Origin of the sequence: Enterobacter sp. TCD1-1, assembly GCF_020567405.1 — a bacterium.
GTDB classification, from domain to species: Bacteria; Pseudomonadota; Gammaproteobacteria; order Enterobacterales; family Enterobacteriaceae; genus Enterobacter; species Enterobacter quasiroggenkampii.
In genome coordinates this window covers 128,976-148,390 of the sequence record NZ_JAJCXF010000003.1, presented here as the reverse complement: position 1 = coordinate 148,390, position 19,415 = coordinate 128,976, and the positions used below count along the sequence as shown (strand labels likewise).

Below are 19,415 nucleotides of genomic sequence, written 5' to 3'. Positions count from 1 at the left end.
CGTGTCCTTAATGGGTCAGGGTTGCCGTAGTGTCCGCGGTGCTTTTGGCCGGGGCGGCGACAGGGAGATAGTGAAGTTCGGCGCTTTTTGCCCACTGCTGGTAGCGCTGATAAAGCTGTTCAAAGCGTTGTGCCTGCTGAGCACGCGGCTGAAGGGTGTTTTCGACGGCGCTCGCCATGTGCTGCTGCGCGGTGGGGATATCCGCATGGACGCCCGCGGCGACGGCGGCGAAAATCGCCGCGCCCAGCGCGCAGCACTGATCGGACGCCACAATCTGCAGCGGACGGTTCAGCACGTCGCAGCAGGCCTGCATGATCACCGGGTTTTTACGGGCGATGCCGCCCAGCGCCATCACGTTGTTCACGTCGATGCCCTGCTCGGTGAAGCACTCCATAATGGCGCGGGCACCGAAGGCCGTTGCGGCAATCAGGCCGCCGAACAGCGCAGGCGCGTCGGTTGCCAGGTTGAGATCCGCGATCACCCCTTTCAGGCGCTGGTTGGCAAACGGCGTACGGCGACCGTTAAACCAGTCCAGCACCACCGGGAGGTGGTCGAGAGATGGATTTTTGGCCCAGGCGTCGGTGAGCTGCGGCAGAAGCTGCTTTTTGCTCTCGGCTATCTGGGTTTTCAGTTCAGGATGCGCCGCCGCCAGTCGATCCAGCGGCCAGCCCAGCACGCGGCCAAACCAGGCGTAGATATCGCCAAACGCGGACTGACCGGCCTCCAGACCGATGAAGTCCGGTACCACGCTGCCGTCAACCTGGCCGCAGATGCCTTTCACCGCGCGGTCGCCGACGGTGGCTTTATCCGCCGTCAGGATGTCGCAGGTGGAGGTACCGATAACTTTGACCAGCGTGTTTGGCTGTGCGCCCGCGCCCACGGCGCCCATATGGCAGTCAAACGCGCCGCCGGAGATCGCCACGTTTTGCGGCAGGCCGAGGCGCGTCGCCCACTCCTCACAGAGGGTGCCGACGGGAATATCGGCTGTAAAGGTGTCGGTAAACAGCGGGTATGTCAGGCTCTTGTTGATGATCGGGTCGAGTTCATCGAAGAAGGCTGCCGGAGGCAGGCCGCCCCAGCTTTCATGCCACAGGGATTTATGCCCGGCGCTGCAGCGACCGCGGCGGATATCCTGTGGACGCGTGGTGCCGGAGAGCAGAGCAGGCACCCAGTCGCACAGTTCAACCCATGACGCTGCAGCCTGCGCAACGGTTGCGTCGGCACGGGTGACGTGCAGGATCTTGGCCCAGAACCATTCGCTGGAGTAAATTCCGCCGATGTAGCGCGAGTAGTCCGTTTTGCCCGGCTGATGGCACAGGCGGGTGATGGCTTCGGCCTCTTCCACGGCGGTATGGTCTTTCCACAGCACGAACATGGCGTTCGGGTTGTCGGCAAACTCAGGACGCAGCGCCAGCACGCGGCCATCGGCATCCACAGGGGCAGGCGTGGAGCCGGTACTGTCGACGCCAATCCCAACAATATCCGCCCGCTGGGCGTCGGTCAGTTCGACCAGAACGGTTTTAATGGCCGCTTCCATCGACTCAATGTAGTCACGCGGGTGATGCCGAAACTGGTTGTTCGGCGCATCGCAGTAGCGCCCCTCTTGCCAGCGCGGGTACCACTCAACGCTGGTTGCTATCTCCTGGCCGGACGTACAGTCCACTGCCAGCGCGCGAACCGAATCGCTGCCAAAATCGAGGCCAATCGCAATTGCCATGGTGTTGCTCCATCGAAAAAAGAGGTATGGAAGAACATTAGAGACTGGGGACAAAAGTCGTCAGGCAGGATCCGCTAATCTTATGGACTAAATTGCTGTTACAACGGAAAGTGTGACGCCGTGCAAATATTCAATGTGGACATTTCTGCCGCAGTTATAGACACTTTTGTTACTGCTTATCTGCCTGCTCAGGCGGAGAAATCAGGGGGAAAGGCTGAAACATGGCGGACGTAAAAGCGGCGTGATGCTTTTTGGATCTTTTCGCGGGCCATTTTTAACCTGCTTTTAGTGATATGGACAATTGGTTTCCTTGAGGACCCTTGGGAGAACTGAATCTATGGCCGAAACGCAAAACGATCCTCTGCTGCCGGGATACTCGTTTAACGCGCACCTTGTGGCGGGACTGACTCCTATCGAGGCTGAAGGATATCTCGACTTTTACGTCGACCGACCGCTTGGGATGAAAGGATATATCCTTAACCTGACCGTGCGGGGGGAAGGGATCATCAAAAACGGCGACCAGCAGTTTGTCTGCCGCCCGGGGGATATCCTGCTGTTCCCGCCGGGGGAGATCCACCACTACGGCCGTCATCCGGATGCCAAAGAGTGGTATCACCAGTGGGTCTATTTCCGTCCGCGGGCCTACTGGCAGGAGTGGCTTTCCTGGCCGGCGATTTTTGCGCACACCGGTTTTTATCGCCCGGATGAGGTGCATCTGGCGCAGTTTCGCGAACTTTTTGCGCAGATTATCGAGGCGGGACAGGCCGGTGGGCGCTACGCTGAACTGCTGGCGATTAACCTGCTTGAGCAGCTGCTGCTGCGACGGATGGAGGCGATTAACGCGTCGCTTAACCCGCCGCTGGATAACCGCGTGCGCGACGCCTGCCAGTACATCAGCGACCACCTGGCCGATAGCCAGTTTGATATCGCCAGCGTTGCCCAGCACGTCTGCCTGTCACCGTCGCGTCTGTCGCATCTGTTCCGCCAGCAGCTGGGCGTCAGCGTGTTGAGCTGGCGCGAGGACCAGCGCATCAGCCAGGCGAAGCTGCTGCTCAGCACCACCCGGATGCCCATCGCCACCGTGGGGCGCAACGTGGGCTTTGAGGATCAGCTCTATTTCTCCCGGGTATTTAAAAAATGCACCGGTGCCAGCCCCAGTGAATTCCGCGCTGGATGTGAATAAACGGTAAAAAAAGATAAACAAACAGGTGAATGCGGGAAGCAACCTGTAAACTATTCAGACAATTGTTGCCTTGACGCGGTGCGGGGCGCTAAGCAGAATCGCTGATTCGTTTTCTGACCGGAATAGTTATGCAGGCATTGCTGGAACACTTTATTACCCAGTCCGTTATGTACTCGCTCATCGCCGTGGCGCTGGTGGCGTTTCTGGAGTCGCTGGCGCTTGTCGGGTTAATCCTGCCCGGTACCGTGATGATGGCGGGGCTTGGCGCGCTGATCGGCAGCGGTGAGGTCAATTTCTGGCAGGCGTGGCTGGCGGGAATTATCGGTTGCCTGCTCGGCGACTGGATCTCCTTCTGGCTGGGCTGGCGCTTTAAGAAGCCGCTGCACCGCTGGTCGTTCATGAAAAAGAACAAAGCCTTGCTGGATAAGACCGAGCATGCGCTGCACCAGCACAGCATGTTTACCATCCTTGTCGGCCGCTTCGTTGGGCCAACGCGTCCGCTGGTGCCGATGGTGGCCGGGATGCTGGACCTGCCCGTTGCGAAATTCGTGGTGCCAAACATTATCGGCTGCGTCTTCTGGCCGCCGTTCTACTTCCTGCCGGGGATCCTCGCGGGGGCCGCCATCGATATTCCTGACGGTATGCAAAGCGGTGAGTTTAAGTGGCTACTGCTGGGCACGGCGCTGCTGCTATGGCTGGCGGCATGGCTCTGCTGGCGACTGTGGCGCAGCGCGAAGGCAAATATCGATCGCCTGACACGCTACCTCCCGCGTACTCGCCTGCTCTGGCTGGCCCCGCTGACGCTGGGTGTGGCGGTGGTGGCGCTGGTGGCGCTGATTCGTCACCCGCTGATGCCAGTGTACGGTGAGATCCTGTTGAAAGTTGTGAGCCGTTAAGCGCCGGGCGGCACTGCGTTTGCCCGGCCTACGGTTTTATACCCAATAATCCAGAAGCGCTTTCTTTTCCGCTCATTAATGCTTCTGTTGCTCCATCCCACAAAATGCGTCCCTCCGCGATCACCACCGATCGCGGCGCAATCCGTGCGGCATCCTCGATACTGTGCGAAACCATCAGCATCGTCAGTTGCTGGCGCTGACAGACCTCCTGCACCAGGGCCAGCATCTCCTGGCGCAGCGCGGGATCGAGCGCCGAGAACGGCTCATCCAGCAGCAGTATCGGCTGCTCGCGCACCAGACAACGTGCCAGCGCCACGCGCTGACGCTGCCCACCGGAAAGCTCGCCCGGCAGCCTGTCGATAAACCCGGCGATCCCCATCTGCGCGGCAATGACCTCCAGCTTATGGCGCTGATCATCGTTCAGCCTCAGTCCCGGGTGCATTCCCAGCGCGATGTTTTGCCGCACCGTCAGGTGGGTAAACAGGTTGTTTTCCTGAAACAGCATTGAGACAGGACGTTTAGCCGGAGGGGCGCTGGTGAAATCACGATTATCGATGGCTATCGACCCGCTGGCAGGTTGCAGAAAACCGGCGATCAAATTGAGCAAGGTGCTTTTCCCGGCACCGCTTGGGCCAAGCACGGCGATCATCTCTCCCTGGCGCACGGAGAGCGTGAAGCGCATCGGCAGATGCTGATAAAGCCAGGTTACATCAGTCAGTTTTAGCATCACGCCCCGGAAGTTTTTCGATAACGGTAAATAAGGCAAAGCACAGCAGCAGCAGTAACAGCGCGGTGACCGCGCCGTCCTGACTGCGGTAAGAGCCGATTTGCTGATAGAGCCAGTATGGCAGCGTGCGGAAATCGTCATTGCCGAACAGCGCCACGACCCCAAAGTCTCCAATAGAGAGCACGCAGGCAAACGCCAGCGCCTGTGCCAGCGGACGCTTTAGCGCGCGCAGTTCAACCACCTTCAGCCGCTGCCAGCCCTGCATGCCCAGCGACTGGCATAGCAAACTGTAGCGGCTGTTGACGTCGCGCATCGGGTTTTCCAGCACCTTGAGCGCGTAGGGGATGGCCATTAAGGCGTTGGTAAAAATCACTATGCCGTCGGCGCTTTCCGGCAGACCGAGGGTGCTGTTGAACAGTAAAAAGAAGCCCGTTGCCAGTACAATCCCCGGCATAGCAAGAATCAGCATGCCCGTCAGCTCCAGCATTTGTCCGGCTTTTTGCGCCTGGCGGGCGTAAAGCTCACGGCTGCTCCACAACAGCATAATGGTCAGGATGACGCACAGTAATCCGGCAGCCAGCGCGATACGCAGCGAGGTCCAGGTGGCCTGCCAGAGGACGGGCTGTTGCAGGACAGACATGAGATTGAGGTTCAGTCCGTCAACGATAACGGCCAGCAGCGGCGGCAACAGCAGCAGGAGCGCCAGCCCGATCAGGATAACATCACTGACGCGGCTGTGCAGGCTGTCCTGCGGATCGCGCCAGCCGGTTATTTGATGACTGCCAGCGGGAATGGCTTTACTCAGCCGCTGGCTCAACAGTACCAGTGCAAGGCAGCACGCCATCTGGACTATCGCCAGCAGGGCGGCGCGACCGGGATCGTAGTCGTAACTCAGCGCCTGGTAAATCGCCAGCTCAATGGTGGTGGCCTGCGGCCCGCCGCCAAGTGACAGCACGGTGGCAAAGCTGGCAAAGCAGAGCATGAAGATTAATGCCGCTACGGGCGGGAGCTGGCGGCGCAGCCACGGCCATTCGACAAAACGGAAGAACGACCAGCCGCGCATGCCGAGCTGGGCGGCAATCTGCCGCTGTTCGCCGGGAATGTTCTCCAGCGCCTGCAAAAAGAGGCGCGTTGCCATCGGCATATTGAAAAAAACGTGTGCCAGCAGGATGCCCTGCAGTCCGTAAGGCGAGAATGACCATTCCAGACCAAGCTGGCCGAACAGCGAAGCCAACCACCCCTGGCGACCGTAAACGCTCAGAATGCCAAATACCGCCACCAGCACGGGCAGGATCAGCGTCATGGCGCACAGGCGCAGCAGAGCCTGCCTGCCGGGGAAACGCCGCCGATACAGCGCGCGTGCAAGAAAAATAGCGGGGAGCACCGACATCAGGGCAGAAAGAAACGCCTGCCAGAAAGAGAACCGAATGACGTGCCAGAGGTAGCTGTCGTGCCAGAGAGCGAGCAGGTCGCTCTCCGGCGCGTTAAACCACAGCGCAAGAAAAGCCCCCAGGCTGACTGCCACCATTACGACGGCGGCGAGCAGCCCGGGAAGCAACCAGCCGGGAATTAGCGGCTGACGGCGCGTTGCCATTCACTTACCCATGCTGCACGCTGCGCGGCGACCTGCTGCGGCGTAAACTCCAGCGAGGTTTTCGGTTTGGTCAACTGTTCAAAACCTGCAGGCAGCGCAACGCTGGTGACCGGATACATCCAGTTGCCTGCGGGAATGGCGTTCTGGAATGCCGGCGAAACCATAAACTTCAGGAATTTCTCGGCCAGCTCAGGCTGTTTGCTGGCAGCGGTACGCGCGGCGACTTCCACCTGCAGATAGTGCCCTTCCGCAAAATCTGCGGCGGCATAGTTATCTTTCTTCTCGGCGATAATGTGGTAAGCCGGGGAGGTGGTGTAGCTCAGCACCAGGTCGCTTTCGCCTTTCAGGAACAGGCCATAGGCTTCGCTCCAGCCTTTGGTCACGGTCACGGTTTTGGCGGCCAGCTTCTGCCACGCTTCCGGCGCCTTATCGCCGTAGACTTTCTGCATCCACAGCAGCAGACCCAGGCCCGGTGTGCTGGTCCGCGGATCTTCATAAATCACGCGCCACTTCTGGTCGCTTTCCACCAGCTCTTTCAGGCTCTTCGGCGGGTTTTTCAGCTTGTTTTTGTCGTAAACAAAAGCAAAGTAGCCGTAGTCGAACGGCACAAAGGTGTCGTTCTTCCAGCCGCCAGGCACGTTAACGGCCTCTGCTGCGACGCCGCTTTTGGCAAACAGTTTGGTCTGCGAGGCGGCTTCCAGCAGGTTGTTATCCAGACCGAGCACCACGTCAGCCTTGCTGTTTTTCCCTTCCATGCGCAGACGGTTGAGCAGTGAAACGCCATCTTCCAGCGCCACGAACTTCAGCTCGCAGTTGCAGTCAGCTTCAAAGGCTTTTTTGACAACCGGGCCAGGGCCCCAGTCGGCAGAGAAAGAGTCGTAGGTGTAGACCGTCAGGACGGGTTTGGCTAAAGCGGGCAGCGCGAACAGCGCCAGCAGGGGGAGAACTTTTTTTAACACTTTGCACCTCAGGGTTGAGTGGCAAAGGATTTTGAGCGACAGCCTCAAATCCCTTCGCCGGCGTTATCCGGATCAGGTTCGACGGGTATTATCTCAGCGCACATCTGTGATGCAGCACCCCGTTGAGAACGGCGCTATTGTAATGATTTGGTGAATATTACGAAAGCGTTATGGCTCCGGGGGCGCAAACCAGGCGGATTTGAAATCAAACCAGCCCAGGGTGTTCATCCGCAGGCCGCGCATGCTGCGCTGGCCCTGAATCATCAGCCAGTGGTGGATTAACGGGACGATCGCCTGCTCGGCCAGCAGCTGCTGGCACCACACGGCAAGATTCATCTCGCCCGCACGCCACAGGGCGGCATCCTGCTGCCAGTCACGGTCGATGCAGTGCTGGATCAGCGGGACTTCATACAAATGCGAGAAAAGGGAAAAATCGAGCGGCAGGGTAAAGTTGGCGCTGTTGAGCCAGATATCGCTGGCGATCTCCCCCTGATGCCATTCGTCATAGTCCACTTCCCTGATGTCCAGCCTGACCCCCTCGGCTGCCAGCAGGCGGGTCATGATCCTCGCGATAAAACGATGCTCAACATGCTCGCGGTAGTAGGTCAGGGTGATGGACTCCAGCCCTGCGGGTTTGTCGCACTGCGACGGGCGGGCGTGGTGCCAGCGCGGAAGCAGGCCGTACGCCGGGAACCAGTATGTCTGGTACTGCGCTTCCGCATGGTAGATCAGATTGGAAGGGGACAACACGTGGCTGATCCACTTCCGGACGTCCTGGTTTGCCCCGCGGTGGGTGCGGCGGTCAAAGAGGAGATAGTAGCATCCCTCCTCCAGGCGGCTCTCCACGGCCTTTTCTCCCGTGGTGGGGCCTTCCAGCGTCAGCCCGCAGCTCAGGTCTTCATTGAGATCCGGCAATACCCACACGTTCACTTCGTCGATCAGCGCCCGATAGCCAAAGTAGTCATCGAACGCGCGGATTTTCAGCTGATTGCTGTTATTGCGGGACACGGCGTAGGGGCCGGTGCCAATTGGCAGGCTGGCAAAATTGTTCATCGATTCCCACTCGCCGGGCAAAATCATCGACGGTACATAGCCCAACAGCCAGGGAAGCCACTTGTCCTGCTGCGACAGCTCAATATCCAGCGTCCAGGCCGTGGGGGAGTGGATGCGCGAAATATGCGAGTAGAGCGGCAGCCTGCGGGCGCGTTCCAGAGAGGCGATGACGTCGTGCATCTCCAGCTCGCGACCGTGGTGAAAGTGGATGCCAGGGCGTAAGAAAAAGCGCCAGTGGCGCGGGGAAAGCTGCTGCCAGTGGTGCGCGATATCCGCCTCCAGTTCCCCGTTTTCCTCATTTATCCGCGTCAGGCCGCTGAAGATTTGCCGGGCCATATGGGTTTCTGAGCGGCGTAACGCCGTGCCGGGCAACAGATTTTTCATTGGCCGATAGTAGAGCACCCGCAGAATGTGTCGGCCCTGACGAAAACTGCGTCCGAGATGGGAAACCAGCATCTGGCGCACGGCGGCTTTGTCGCCCACCAGCTGGACCAGCTGATCGATGCGGTCCTGCTCGAGCAGGTCTTCTGCACGCTGCTGCTGCAATGCCAGCCCGGTGTAGAGAAAGGTCAGTCGCGAGCGTTTCCCGCGTCCCGCTTCCGCTTCCCAGCTTAACCAGCCCTGCTGCTGCATGGTATTGAGCAACGTGCGCATATGACGGCGGGAACAGCTAAGCAGGTCAGCCAGCTCGTTGAGCGTCGTTTCCTGCGATTGCCCCTCGCAGCACTGCCAGAGGCGGATAAATTGTTGCTGCAGACGACCGGAAGGCATAAAAGGGGAACTCCTGACAAAAAACCAGCAATTTATTAATCCCTATATTAGGCCAATAATGCTTCCCGATGAAGCGAGGAGGTAATGATGAAGAGGTCTACCGCACGTCAGTTTTATCAGCAGTACTTTTCAGCGACAAAAGGATCGTCCTGGCTGGCCCGCCAGTGTGCAGAGCAACGGCTGAAAATGTTAGAAGAACTGATGCAGTGGGACGTTACGAAACCGGCCTCTTCTCGCTGACTCGCCTCGATCATGTGTGACTGAGTATTGGTGCTTATCACCCGCCAGCAAAATGTTTTTGCTGGCTTTTTTCGTTTATTCTTTCACCCAATTTCGATTCGCTTTCACAAGGACTTGCGCATGCTGTGGTTGATGACGATGGGGCGACGCCTGAACGGCGTGTATGCCGCTTTTATGCTGGTGGCCTTTATGATGGGCGTGGCGGGGGCGCTGCAGGCGCCGACGCTGAGCCTGTTTCTCAGCCGCGAGGTGGGGGCGCAGCCGTTTTGGGTGGGGCTGTTTTATACCGTCAACGCGATTGCCGGGATCCTGGTCAGCCTCGCGCTGGCGAAACGATCGGACAGCCAGGGCGATCGCCGCAAGCTGATCCTCTTTTGCTGCGCCATGGCGGTGGGCAACGCGCTGCTCTTTGCTTTTAACCGTCATTACCTGACGCTCATTACCTGCGGCGTGCTGCTCGCCTCTCTTGCGAACACTGCCATGCCGCAGCTGTTCGCCCTGGCGCGGGAATATGCGGATAGCTCGGCACGGGAAGTGGTGATGTTCAGCTCGGTGATGCGTGCCCAGCTCTCGCTGGCGTGGGTCATTGGTCCGCCGCTGGCCTTCATGCTGGCGTTGAACTACGGCTTTACCGCCATGTTCTCCATCGCGGCCGGGATTTTTGTCATCAGCCTGGCGCTGATAGCCTTTGCGCTGCCGTCCGTGGCGCGCGTCGAACAGACAACGGATAAACCGCTCACCCAGGTGAGCGGCTGGCAGGACAAGAACGTCCGTATGCTGTTTATTGCCTCCACGCTGATGTGGACCTGCAACACCATGTACATCATCGACATGCCGCTGTGGATCAGCAGCGATCTGGGCTTACCGGACAAGCTTGCGGGGATCTTAATGGGGACCGCTGCCGGGCTGGAAATTCCGGCAATGATTCTGGCGGGATATTACGTAAAGCGTTTCGGTAAACGCAAAATGATGGTGGTTGCGGTTGCAGCCGGGGTGTTGTTTTATCTTGGGCTGATCTTATTCCACTCGCGCGAAGCGCTGCTGGCGCTGCAGCTGTTTAATGCTGTGTTTATTGGCATCGTCGCCGGAATCGGCATGCTCTGGTTTCAGGATCTGATGCCCGGACGCGCGGGATCGGCCACGACGCTCTTTACGAACAGTATTTCAACCGGGGTGATTCTGGCCGGTGTGATCCAGGGCGCGCTGGCGCAAAGCTATGGCCATACGTCGGTTTACTGGATGATTGCGGCGCTATCCGTTGTGACGCTCCTGCTGACCTGCCGGGTAAAAGACGTGTGATTCTGGAAGACGGCTTCACAAAATGGAACGACATTCTGACAGAGATCACGAAGGGGAATAGAGTGCGTGGCGGGTGCTTGAGGCTGTTTGCCTCAGGCTTTCGCAAGAGGCAAACAGTGGAGAGTCCCACATCAAAAGATTGATGGGGAGACCAACTTCACAACCAACATTGCGAGGTTAGTCTCTTCATTGCCGAAAAGCAATAAGGAGGCTGGAATGCCAAAACGTACTCTGCTGTTAGGTTTATTTCTGATCTGTACGACGTTGTTGATCTTCACCTGGATGGTGCGTGACTCGCTGTGTGAGCTGCACTTCAGACAGGAGAAAACAGAAATGGCGGCAGTGTTGGCTTACGAAGCAAAACGTTAGCGGTATGGGCGGGGAAGTTTCCCCGCCTCCCCAGAGTGGTTGAGCCTCAACGCACCCTTATCAATGGCCCGCATTTCGCGGGCCATTGCCTTTAGCCCATAAACGCAGGCTGTTTTTTCTCGTACGCTGAGATGGCGTCTTCGTGCTGCAGCGTCAAACCAATGCTGTCCAGACCGTTCAGCATGCAGTGACGGCGGAACGCATCAATGCTGAAGCTGTAGGTCTTATCCCCGGCTTTCACCACTTCCGCTTCCAGATCCACTTCAAACGACATACCCGGATTTGCCTTAACCAGCGCAAACAATTCATCGACCTGCTCATCGCTCAGCGTTACCGGCAGCAGCTGGTTGTTGAAGCTGTTGCCGTAGAAGATATCCGCGAAGCTGGGAGCAATAACCACCTTAAAGCCGTAGTCGGTCAACGCCCATGGCGCATGCTCACGCGACGAGCCGCAGCCAAAGTTTTCCCGCGCCAGCAAAATGGAGGCACCTTTGTATTCCGGGAAGTTCAGAACGAATTCCGGATTAGGCACTTCGCCTTTGTCGTCCAGGAAACGCCAGTCGTTGAACAGGTGCGCGCCAAAACCGGTACGCGTCACCTTCTGCAAAAACTGCTTAGGAATAATGGCGTCAGTATCGACGTTCGCGGCGTCCAGGGGGACAACCCGGCCTGTATGTTGGGTAAATTTCTCTGCCATGATTGTCTCCTTATTTCAGGCTGCGAATGTCGGCGAAATGGCCGGTGACTGCCGCAGCGGCGGCCATTGCCGGGCTGACCAGATGGGTGCGCCCACCGCGGCCCTGACGGCCTTCAAAGTTACGGTTGCTGGTGGAGGCACAGCGCTCACCCGGATTCAGGCGATCGTTGTTCATGGCCAGACACATGGAACAGCCTGGCAGGCGCCACTCGAAGCCTGCTTCGATAAAGATCTTATCCAGACCTTCGGCTTCCGCCTGGGCTTTCACCGGACCGGAGCCTGGCACCACCAGCGCCTGCACGCCCGGCGCGACTTTACGGCCTTTGGCGATCTCTGCCGCCGCACGCAAATCTTCGATACGGGAGTTGGTGCAGGAGCCGATAAACACTTTATCAATGGTCACGTCGGTCAACGGCACGCCGGGCTTCAACCCCATATAGGCCAGCGCTTTTTCCGCACTGGCGCGCTCGACCGGATCGGCGAAGGAAGCCGGATCGGGAATGGCGTCGTTGACGGAAATCACCTGACCCGGGTTGGTACCCCAGGTCACCTGAGGGGCAATCTCTTCTGCCTGCAGCGTGACAACGGTATCAAACATTGCCCCGTCGTCGGTTTTCAGGGTTTTCCAGTACGCTACCGCGTCGTCAAAATCCTGCCCTTTCGGCGCGTGCAGACGGCCCTTCACATAGTTGAAGGTCGTTTCATCTGGCGCGACCAGCCCGGCTTTGGCACCCATCTCAATGGCCATGTTGCACAGGGTCATGCGACCCTCCATGCTCAGCGCCTGAATAGCGTCGCCGCAGAACTCAACGACGTGGCCGGTACCGCCTGCGCTGCCGGTTTTACCGATAATCGCCAGCACGATATCTTTCGCGGTAATGCCTGGTGCCGCTTTGCCCTTCACTTCAATCTTCATCGTTTTGGCGCGACCCTGCTTCAGGGTCTGCGTCGCCAGCACGTGTTCTACCTCGGAAGTGCCAATCCCGAACGCCAGGGCGCCAAACGCGCCGTGGGTTGCGGTATGCGAGTCACCGCAGACGATGGTCATGCCCGGCAGGGTAATCCCCTGCTCAGGGCCCATCACGTGGACGATGCCCTGATACGGATGGTTCAGGTCGTACAGCTCAACGCCAAATTCATTGCAGTTCTTAATCAGCTCCTGCATCTGGATACGCGCCATCTCACCCGAGGCGTTAATGTCTTTAGTCTGGGTGGAAACGTTGTGATCCATCGTCGCGAAGGTTTTACCCGGCTGGCGCACTGGACGCTTGTGCGCGCGCAGGCCGTCGAATGCCTGGGGAGAGGTCACCTCGTGTACCAGATGTCTGTCGATATACAGCAGTGGGGTTTCGTTTGGTGCTTCGTAGACAACGTGCGCATCAAACAACTTTTCATATAACGTCTTAGCCATGATTACACCCCTTCAGCGACATAGCGGGCAATAATGTCGCCCATTTCATCGGTACTGACTGCCGCCGTGCCGCGTGCTAAATCACCGGTACGAACGCCTTCTTCTAACGCCCGGTTAATGGCGTTTTCAATTGCGGTTGCTGCATCGCCTGCATCCAGGCTGTAGCGCAGCAGCAGGGCAAGGGAGAGGATCTGCGCAATCGGGTTAGCGATGTTTTTGCCGGCGATATCCGGTGCGGAGCCGCCTGCCGGTTCATACAGACCAAACCCTTCTTCATTCAGGCTGGCGGATGGCAGCATGCCCATCGAGCCGGTTATCATCGCGCACTCGTCAGAGAGAATATCGCCGAACAGGTTGGAGCACAGCAGCACGTCAAACTGGGACGGATCCTTAATCAGCTGCATGGTCGCGTTGTCGATATACATGTGCGACAGCGCAACGTCCGGGTACTGTTTAGCGACTTCACTGACGATCTCGCGCCACAAAATGGAAGACTGCAGCACGTTCGCTTTATCAATCGAGGTCACCTTATGGCGGCGTTTGCGCGCCGACTCAAACGCGATATGGGCGATACGTTCAATTTCGAAGCGGTGATACACCTCGGTATCGAACGCTTTTTCATGCTGACCGCTGCCTTCGCGCCCCTTTGGCTGACCGAAATAGATCCCACCGGTCAGTTCACGTACGCACAGAATGTCGAAACCGTTGGCGGCGATATCGGCGCGCAGCGGGCAAAACTCTTCCAGACCCTGGTACAGCTTCGCCGGACGCAGGTTACTGAACAGTTTGAAATGTTTACGCAGCGGCAGCAGCGCGCCGCGCTCTGGCTGCTCTGCTGGCGGCAGGTGTTCCCATTTTGGACCACCGACGGAACCAAACAGCACGGCATCGGCATTTTCACAGCCTTCCACGGTCGCTTTTGGCAGTGGCGTACCGTGGTTATCAATCGCAATACCGCCCACATCGTAGTGGCTGGTGGTGATTTTCATCGCAAAACGCGTGCGAACGGCTTCCAGTACTTTCAGCGCCTGTGCCATCACTTCCGGGCCAATACCGTCGCCCGGTAACACAGCAATATGGTAATTCTTCGACATTACACGGTTTCCTTGTTGTTCTCTTTATTCTGAGCTTTGCGTTGCAACTCTTTTTCGACTTCGGCGGCGCGCCAGATGTTATTCAGCACATGCACCATCGCTTTCGCGGAGGATTCAACGATATCGGTCGCCAGACCCACGCCATGGAAGCGGCGGCCATTGTGGGTCACAACAATGTCGACCTGGCCCAGTGCATCTTTGCCATGGCCCTTGGCCGTCAGGTCATATTTGACCAGCTCAACGTCGTACTCGGTAACGCGGTTGATGGCCTGGTAAATCGCATCGACAGGTCCATTACCGTTAGCTGCCTCTGCTTTAATTTCATCTCCGCAGGCCAGCTTGACCGAGGCGGTGGCGATGTCGCTGGATCCGGACTGCACGTTGAAGTAATCCAGACGGAAGTGCTCTGGCTCTTCCTGCTGTTTGTTAATAAAGGCCAGCGCTTCCAGGTCATAGTCGAACACCTGCCCTTTTTTGTCGGCCAGCTTCAGGAACGCGTCATACAGCTGATCCATGTTGTAATCGCTGTCCTTATAACCCATCTCTTCCATGCGGTGCTTCACTGCCGCGCGACCGGAACGGGAGGTCAGGTTCAACTGGACCTGGTTCAGGCCGATGGATTCCGGGGTCATAATTTCGTAGTTTTCACGGTTCTTCAGCACGCCATCCTGATGAATACCGGAGGAGTGCGCGAAGGCGCCCGTGCCGACAATCGCTTTGTTGGCCGGAATAGGCATGTTGCAAATCTGGCTGACGGTCTGGCTGGTGCGCCAGATCTCGTTGTGATTGATGCGGGTGTGCACGTCCATGATGTCCTTGCGCACTTTGATCGCCATGATCACTTCTTCCAGCGAACAGTTGCCCGCACGTTCACCGATGCCGTTCATCGCGCCTTCTACCTGACGCGCGCCAGCGTGGACGGCGGCGATAGCATTGCCCACGGCCAGACCCAAATCATCGTGGGTGTGGACGGAGATAATCGCTTTATCAATGTTCGGAACGCGGTCATACAGGCCGGTGATGATGTTGGCGAACTCAAACGGCATGGTGTAGCCGACGGTGTCCGGGATGTTGATGGTTTTGGCACCCGCGTTAATGGCGGCTTCCACGACGCGCGCCAAATCGTCGATTGGCGTACGGCCTGCATCTTCACAGGAGAATTCAACGTCATCGGTGTAGTTGCGTGCGCGTTTCACCATGTACACCGCGCGCTCAATCACCTCATCCAGCGTGCTGCGCAGCTTGGTGGCGATGTGCATGGGCGAGGTGGCAATAAAGGTATGGATACGGAACGCTTCGGCCACTTTCAGTGACTCGGCTGCAACGTCGATATCTTTTTCTACACAGCGCGCCAGACCACATACGCGGCTGTTTTTAATGGTGCGGGCGATGGTCTGGACGGATTCGAAATCACCCGGAGACGAGACCGGGAAACCCACCTCCATCACGTCGACACCCATACGTTCGAGAGCCAGCGCGATCTGCAGTTTCTCTTTTACACTCAGGCTTGCCTGTAATGCCTGTTCACCGTCACGTAAAGTAGTATCGAAAATAATGACTTGCTGGCTCATGGGTTAGGTCCTTGTCAGTCTTAGGGCGCCTTGCTACGAGCATAAAAAAACCCGCGCAGTGGCGCGGGTTTTTAGTCTTACTGGTGACGATTCAACGCTGAATTTCGCCCGCCAGTCTACCGCGCACAGTGGATGCGTTTAGTAGTAGTAGACCGGTGAAACGAATGGTGCGAATCATGAATCGTGCTCCGTTAAATTCAATATGCTTTTAGTGGTACTGGATACGGCAGTTGATGTCAACCCCTGACGATAAAAACGGACCCGACGGGCGGAACGGGCAGAATTTTACGTTAGCTAATTGTGCTGGTTTTGGCTTTTGCGAGCCGACTAATTGTCTAATTTTGGACTGAAGAAAACAGTTGCAGAAATAAATAAATATAATTGTTTAAAATGAGTGACGCGCGTTACAGAGAGTATTCTGTACATAAAGGGGTTTACTATCATTAAGTTATAATTACGGTGAATCTATTGCGCGTCGCTAAAAAATGAACAGGGGTAACATGTTATTAACTAACTGATGAGCGGTGGCGATAACAGTTTAATAATACTTAAGTCATCATTAATCTGGCGGTCATTGTGTATTTGCTTGGTTTATGGTTTCATTTAAATCCTAAAGTCAAACATATCATTTGCGCTATTTTCTTTTCGTTTGTATAGCGTCTTTATATATTCTGAATTTTAAATAATTCTCTTTCGCTGATCGTATTTGCATGATAAATCATATTTTTCGAGATTATTACCGTACGTGAGCAAAGGGAGTGTAGCGTGACAGTGGAGTCAGAAGTGTCAGAAAATAATATTAAACAACCTCAAGCTACTGATGGGATTAAACCGCAGTTACGCACGGTGGATCTTAATCTTCTGACGGTGTTTGATGCTGTCATGCAGGAACAGAATATCACCCGCGCGGCCCAGGCGTTGGGGATGTCACAACCTGCTGTGAGTAACGCCGTTGCCAGGCTTAAGGTCATGTTTAACGACGAATTGTTTGTTCGTTACGGAAGAGGGATCCAGCCTACTGCGCGCGCATTCCAGCTGTTCGGCTCAATCCGTCAGGCGTTGCAGCTGGTACAAAACGAGCTGCCGGGATCGGGCTTTGAACCTTTAAGCAGCGAGCGCACATTTCATCTGTGTGTCTGCAGTCCATTAGATAATTATTTAACCTCAATTATCTATAATAAAGTCGAAGAGATCGCGCCAAATATCCATCTGGTTTTTAAATCATCCCTGAACCAAAGTACAGAGCATCAGTTACGCTATCAGGAGATTGAATTCGTCCTGGGGTATGAAGAGTTCCGTCGTCCTGAATTTTCCTGCGTACCGCTGTTTAAAGATGAAATGGTTCTGGTGGCCAGTAAAAATCATCCTCGGCTGAAATATCCACTACGCGAAAATGATGTCTATAACGAGCAGCATGCCGTTGTTGCCCTCGACAGATATGCTTCCTTTAGCCTGCCATGGTATGACTCTGCGGATAAGCAGGCGAGCGTGGCTTATCAGGGGATGGCTATGGTCAGCGTATTAAACGTTGTCTCCCAAACACATCTGGTGGCGATTGCACCGCGCTGGCTGGCAGAAGAGTTTTCTGACCCGTTAAATCTGCAAATTTTGCCTCTGCCGCTTAAATTAAATAGCCGAACCTGCTATCTCTCCTGGCATGAAGCGGCCGGAAGGGATAAAGGACACCAGTGGATGGAAGAGTTGCTGGTTGGTATCTGCCGCCGGTAAACGCATCAGGATAAATCGCATCGGATTGTGTGATTTATCCTGAATTTTTATAGATAATTACTATTTTGTTCTGTGATGCATTTTTTCGGGCCGCTCTTCGGTACGCAAAAATAGATGATTTCCTGCATTGCCCCGCTTTTCAGCGATGATTTATCACACCGTCCTCTATTCCCAGAGGAATTAACCATATCTTCAGTTAACGGCTGCTTTTTCTGCTTTACGCACCGTTTATCTCCCCGGGTTTGCTAATTGCCTGCCTCATAACGAGCGGTTAAGGTAAAGAACACTCTGCAAAATATAAGATTGGTTCATCCCGATCGTAAGACGGTGCGGAAATGAATTCGGCAGTCCGTCTATAACAAAATGCCTGGAGGCAAAGCATGGAGATGTTGTCTGGCGCGGAAATGGTCGTGCGGTCGCTGATCGATCAGGGCGTAAAGCAAGTGTTCGGCTACCCTGGCGGCGCGGTCCTGGATATTTATGATGCGCTGCATACGGTAGGGGGCATTGACCATGTTCTGGTACGTCACGAGCAGGCGGCTGTACACATGGCCGACGGTCTGGCGCGTGCGACGGGCGAAGTGGGCGTGGTCTTAGTCACGTCCGGCCCCGGGGCGACAAACGCCATTACCGGCATTGCGACGGCGTATATGGACTCTATCCCACTGGTGATCCTCTCCGGGCAGGTAGCAACCTCGCTGATTGGCTACGATGCTTTTCAGGAGTGTGACATGGTCGGGATTTCCCGTCCCGTTGTGAAGCACAGCTTTCTGGTCAAGCAAACCGAAGACATTCCCGGCGTACTGAAAAAAGCCTTCTGGCTGGCAGCAAGCGGACGCCCGGGACCGGTGGTGGTCGATCTGCCTAAAGACATTCTGAACCCGGCAAACAAGCTGCCTTACGTCTGGCCTGACTCGGTGAGCATGCGTTCTTACAATCCGACAACGCAGGGGCATAAAGGACAGATCAAGCGGGCGTTGCAAACGCTTCTGGCAGCCAAAAAACCGGTCGTCTATGTCGGCGGCGGGGCGATCAACGCTGCCTGTGAAACCCAGCTTCGTGAGCTGGTTGAAAAACTCAACCTTCCTGTGGCGTCGTCGCTGATGGGGCTGGGGGCGTTTCCCGCCACTCACCGCCAGGCGCTGGGCATGCTGGGTATGCACGGTACCTATGAAGCCAACATGACGATGCATCACTCCGATGTGATCTTTGCCGTCGGCGTGCGTTTTGACGATCGTACCACCAACAACCTGGCGAAGTATTGCCCGAATGCCACCGTGCTGCACATTGATATCGATCCGACGTCCATTTCAAAAACGGTGTCGGCTGATGTACCGATCGTCGGTGATGCTCGTCAGGTTCTGGAACAGATGCTGGATCTGCTGACCCAGGAGAACGCGACCCAGCCGCTGGATGAGATCCGCGACTGGTGGCAGCAGATTGAACAGTGGCGAGCGCGTCAGTGCCTGAAATATGACACGCAGAGCGAAAACATTAAGCCGCAGGCGGTCATCGAAGCGGTGTGGCGACTGACGAAGGGTGAGGCGTATGTAACCTCAGACGTGGGCCAACACCAGATGTTTGCCGCCCTGTATTACCCGTTTGATAAACCGCGTCACTGGATCAACTCGGGTGGCTTAGGCACCATGGGCTTCGGTCTGCCTGCCGCGCTGGGCGTGAAGCTGGCCCTGCCGAATGAAACCGTCGTCTGCGTGACCGGAGACGGCAGTATTCAGATGAACATTCAGGAGCTGTCTACCGCACTGCAGTATGAGCTGCCGGTTCTTGTGCTGAACCTGAATAATGGCTACCTCGGCATGGTGAAGCAGTGGCAGGATATGATTTACTCTGGCCGTCATTCGCAGTCCTATATGCAATCGCTGCCGGATTTTGTTCGTCTTGCTGAAGCTTATGGCCATGTTGGGATGCGAGTGACCGATCCGGCCGAGCTGGAAACGAAGCTCGCACAAGCGCTTGAGCACGTTAAAAACAACCGCCTTGTCTTTATGGATGTGATTGTTGATGGAACCGAACACGTTTATCCGATGCATATTCGGGGGGGCGGTATGGATGAAATGTGGTTAAGCAAAACGGAGAGAACCTGAT

General features: G+C 56.4%; 17 protein-coding genes and 1 riboswitch. Of the genes, 7 read left to right on the top strand and 10 right to left on the bottom strand.

What is annotated here, in order from left to right:
* Nucleotides 1-7: 7 nt before the first annotated feature.
* Entirely contained in the window at nt 8-1,717 is a 1,710-nt protein-coding gene (gene araB / locus LJA86_RS15615; RefSeq protein ID WP_229226388.1) for a ribulokinase, read from the bottom strand.
* Nucleotides 1,718-2,054: 337 nt separating this feature from the next.
* Here araB and araC point away from each other — a divergent pair, with 337 nt between their 5' ends.
* Both araC and LJA86_RS15605 read left to right on the top strand, forming a co-directional pair.
* Nucleotides 2,055-2,900, top strand: coding sequence for an arabinose operon transcriptional regulator AraC (araC, locus tag LJA86_RS15610; protein ID WP_023293301.1), 846 nt, complete (start codon nt 2,055-2,057; stop codon nt 2,898-2,900).
* 128 nt (nt 2,901-3,028) lie between these two features.
* The gene (locus tag LJA86_RS15605; protein WP_045907783.1) at nt 3,029-3,796 is read left to right on the top strand and encodes a DedA family protein; all 768 of its coding nucleotides are present in this window, start codon (nt 3,029-3,031) and stop codon (nt 3,794-3,796) included.
* A gap of 28 nt (nt 3,797-3,824) precedes the next feature.
* Here LJA86_RS15605 and thiQ read toward each other — a convergent pair whose 3' ends face one another.
* The 4 genes from thiQ to sgrR all read right to left on the bottom strand — a co-directional run bounded on the left by thiQ (nt 3,825) and on the right by sgrR (nt 8,900).
* Entirely contained in the window at nt 3,825-4,523 is a 699-nt protein-coding gene (gene thiQ, locus LJA86_RS15600) for a thiamine ABC transporter ATP-binding protein ThiQ (RefSeq protein ID WP_045907784.1), read from the bottom strand.
* The gene (gene thiP / locus LJA86_RS15595) at nt 4,507-6,117 is read right to left on the bottom strand and encodes a thiamine/thiamine pyrophosphate ABC transporter permease ThiP (RefSeq protein WP_229226387.1); all 1,611 of its coding nucleotides are present in this window, start codon (nt 6,115-6,117) and stop codon (nt 4,507-4,509) included. Before thiP ends, thiQ begins: the two co-directional genes overlap by 17 nt.
* A complete protein-coding gene (gene thiB / locus LJA86_RS15590) occupies nt 6,093-7,076 on the bottom strand; it encodes a thiamine ABC transporter substrate binding subunit (protein WP_023345430.1) in 984 nt (327 codons plus the stop codon). The genes thiP and thiB overlap by 25 nt, the downstream gene beginning before the upstream one ends.
* A 31-nt stretch (nt 7,077-7,107) precedes the next feature.
* A riboswitch (TPP riboswitch) is annotated at nt 7,108-7,208 on the bottom strand.
* A 36-nt stretch (nt 7,209-7,244) separates the two neighbouring features.
* A complete protein-coding gene (sgrR, locus tag LJA86_RS15585) occupies nt 7,245-8,900 on the bottom strand; it encodes an HTH-type transcriptional regulator SgrR (RefSeq protein WP_126534272.1) in 1,656 nt (551 codons plus the stop codon).
* Between the two features lie 87 nt (nt 8,901-8,987).
* On the opposite strand from sgrR, the gene sgrT reads away from it, so the two are divergent.
* The 3 genes from sgrT to LJA86_RS15570 all read left to right on the top strand — a co-directional run bounded on the left by sgrT (nt 8,988) and on the right by LJA86_RS15570 (nt 10,808).
* Nucleotides 8,988-9,140 (top strand): glucose uptake inhibitor SgrT, encoded by a 153-nt coding sequence (gene sgrT / locus LJA86_RS15580; RefSeq protein ID WP_045907787.1) that lies wholly within the window; start codon nt 8,988-8,990, stop codon nt 9,138-9,140.
* Nucleotides 9,141-9,260: 120 nt separating this feature from the next.
* Nucleotides 9,261-10,439, top strand: coding sequence for a sugar efflux transporter (locus LJA86_RS15575; RefSeq protein ID WP_126534273.1), 1,179 nt, complete (start codon nt 9,261-9,263; stop codon nt 10,437-10,439).
* Between the two features lie 216 nt (nt 10,440-10,655).
* Nucleotides 10,656-10,808 (top strand): Hok/Gef family protein, encoded by a 153-nt coding sequence (locus tag LJA86_RS15570; RefSeq protein ID WP_045907789.1) that lies wholly within the window; start codon nt 10,656-10,658, stop codon nt 10,806-10,808.
* 91 nt (nt 10,809-10,899) lie between these two features.
* Here the strand turns inward: LJA86_RS15570 and leuD are convergent, their stop codons facing one another.
* The 5 genes from leuD to leuL all read right to left on the bottom strand — a co-directional run bounded on the left by leuD (nt 10,900) and on the right by leuL (nt 15,759).
* Nucleotides 10,900-11,505 carry a 3-isopropylmalate dehydratase small subunit gene (gene leuD / locus LJA86_RS15565; protein WP_023616037.1) on the bottom strand — a complete coding sequence of 202 codons (606 nt, stop codon included), beginning with the start codon at nt 11,503-11,505 and terminating at the stop codon, nt 10,900-10,902.
* A 10-nt stretch (nt 11,506-11,515) separates the two neighbouring features.
* A complete protein-coding gene (gene leuC / locus LJA86_RS15560; RefSeq protein WP_229226386.1) occupies nt 11,516-12,916 on the bottom strand; it encodes a 3-isopropylmalate dehydratase large subunit in 1,401 nt (466 codons plus the stop codon).
* Between the two features lie 2 nt (nt 12,917-12,918).
* On the bottom strand, nt 12,919-14,010 hold the full coding sequence (gene leuB / locus LJA86_RS15555) for a 3-isopropylmalate dehydrogenase (protein ID WP_024907450.1): 1,092 nt from the start codon (nt 14,008-14,010) through the stop codon (nt 12,919-12,921).
* Nucleotides 14,010-15,581 (bottom strand): 2-isopropylmalate synthase, encoded by a 1,572-nt coding sequence (leuA, locus tag LJA86_RS15550; RefSeq protein WP_008501997.1) that lies wholly within the window; start codon nt 15,579-15,581, stop codon nt 14,010-14,012. Before leuA ends, leuB begins: the two co-directional genes overlap by 1 nt.
* 91 nt (nt 15,582-15,672) lie before the next feature.
* The gene (gene leuL / locus LJA86_RS22300) at nt 15,673-15,759 is read right to left on the bottom strand and encodes a leu operon leader peptide (protein ID WP_071530973.1); all 87 of its coding nucleotides are present in this window, start codon (nt 15,757-15,759) and stop codon (nt 15,673-15,675) included.
* Nucleotides 15,760-16,346: 587 nt separating this feature from the next.
* Here leuL and leuO point away from each other — a divergent pair.
* Together leuO and ilvI are read left to right on the top strand one after the other, a co-directional pair.
* Nucleotides 16,347-17,309, top strand: a complete 963-nt coding sequence (gene leuO, locus LJA86_RS15545; protein WP_275430302.1) for a transcriptional regulator LeuO — start codon at nt 16,347-16,349, stop codon at nt 17,307-17,309.
* Between the two features lie 380 nt (nt 17,310-17,689).
* On the top strand, nt 17,690-19,414 hold the full coding sequence (gene ilvI, locus LJA86_RS15540) for an acetolactate synthase 3 large subunit (protein ID WP_196365491.1): 1,725 nt from the start codon (nt 17,690-17,692) through the stop codon (nt 19,412-19,414).
* Nucleotide 19,415 lies beyond the last annotated feature (1 nt).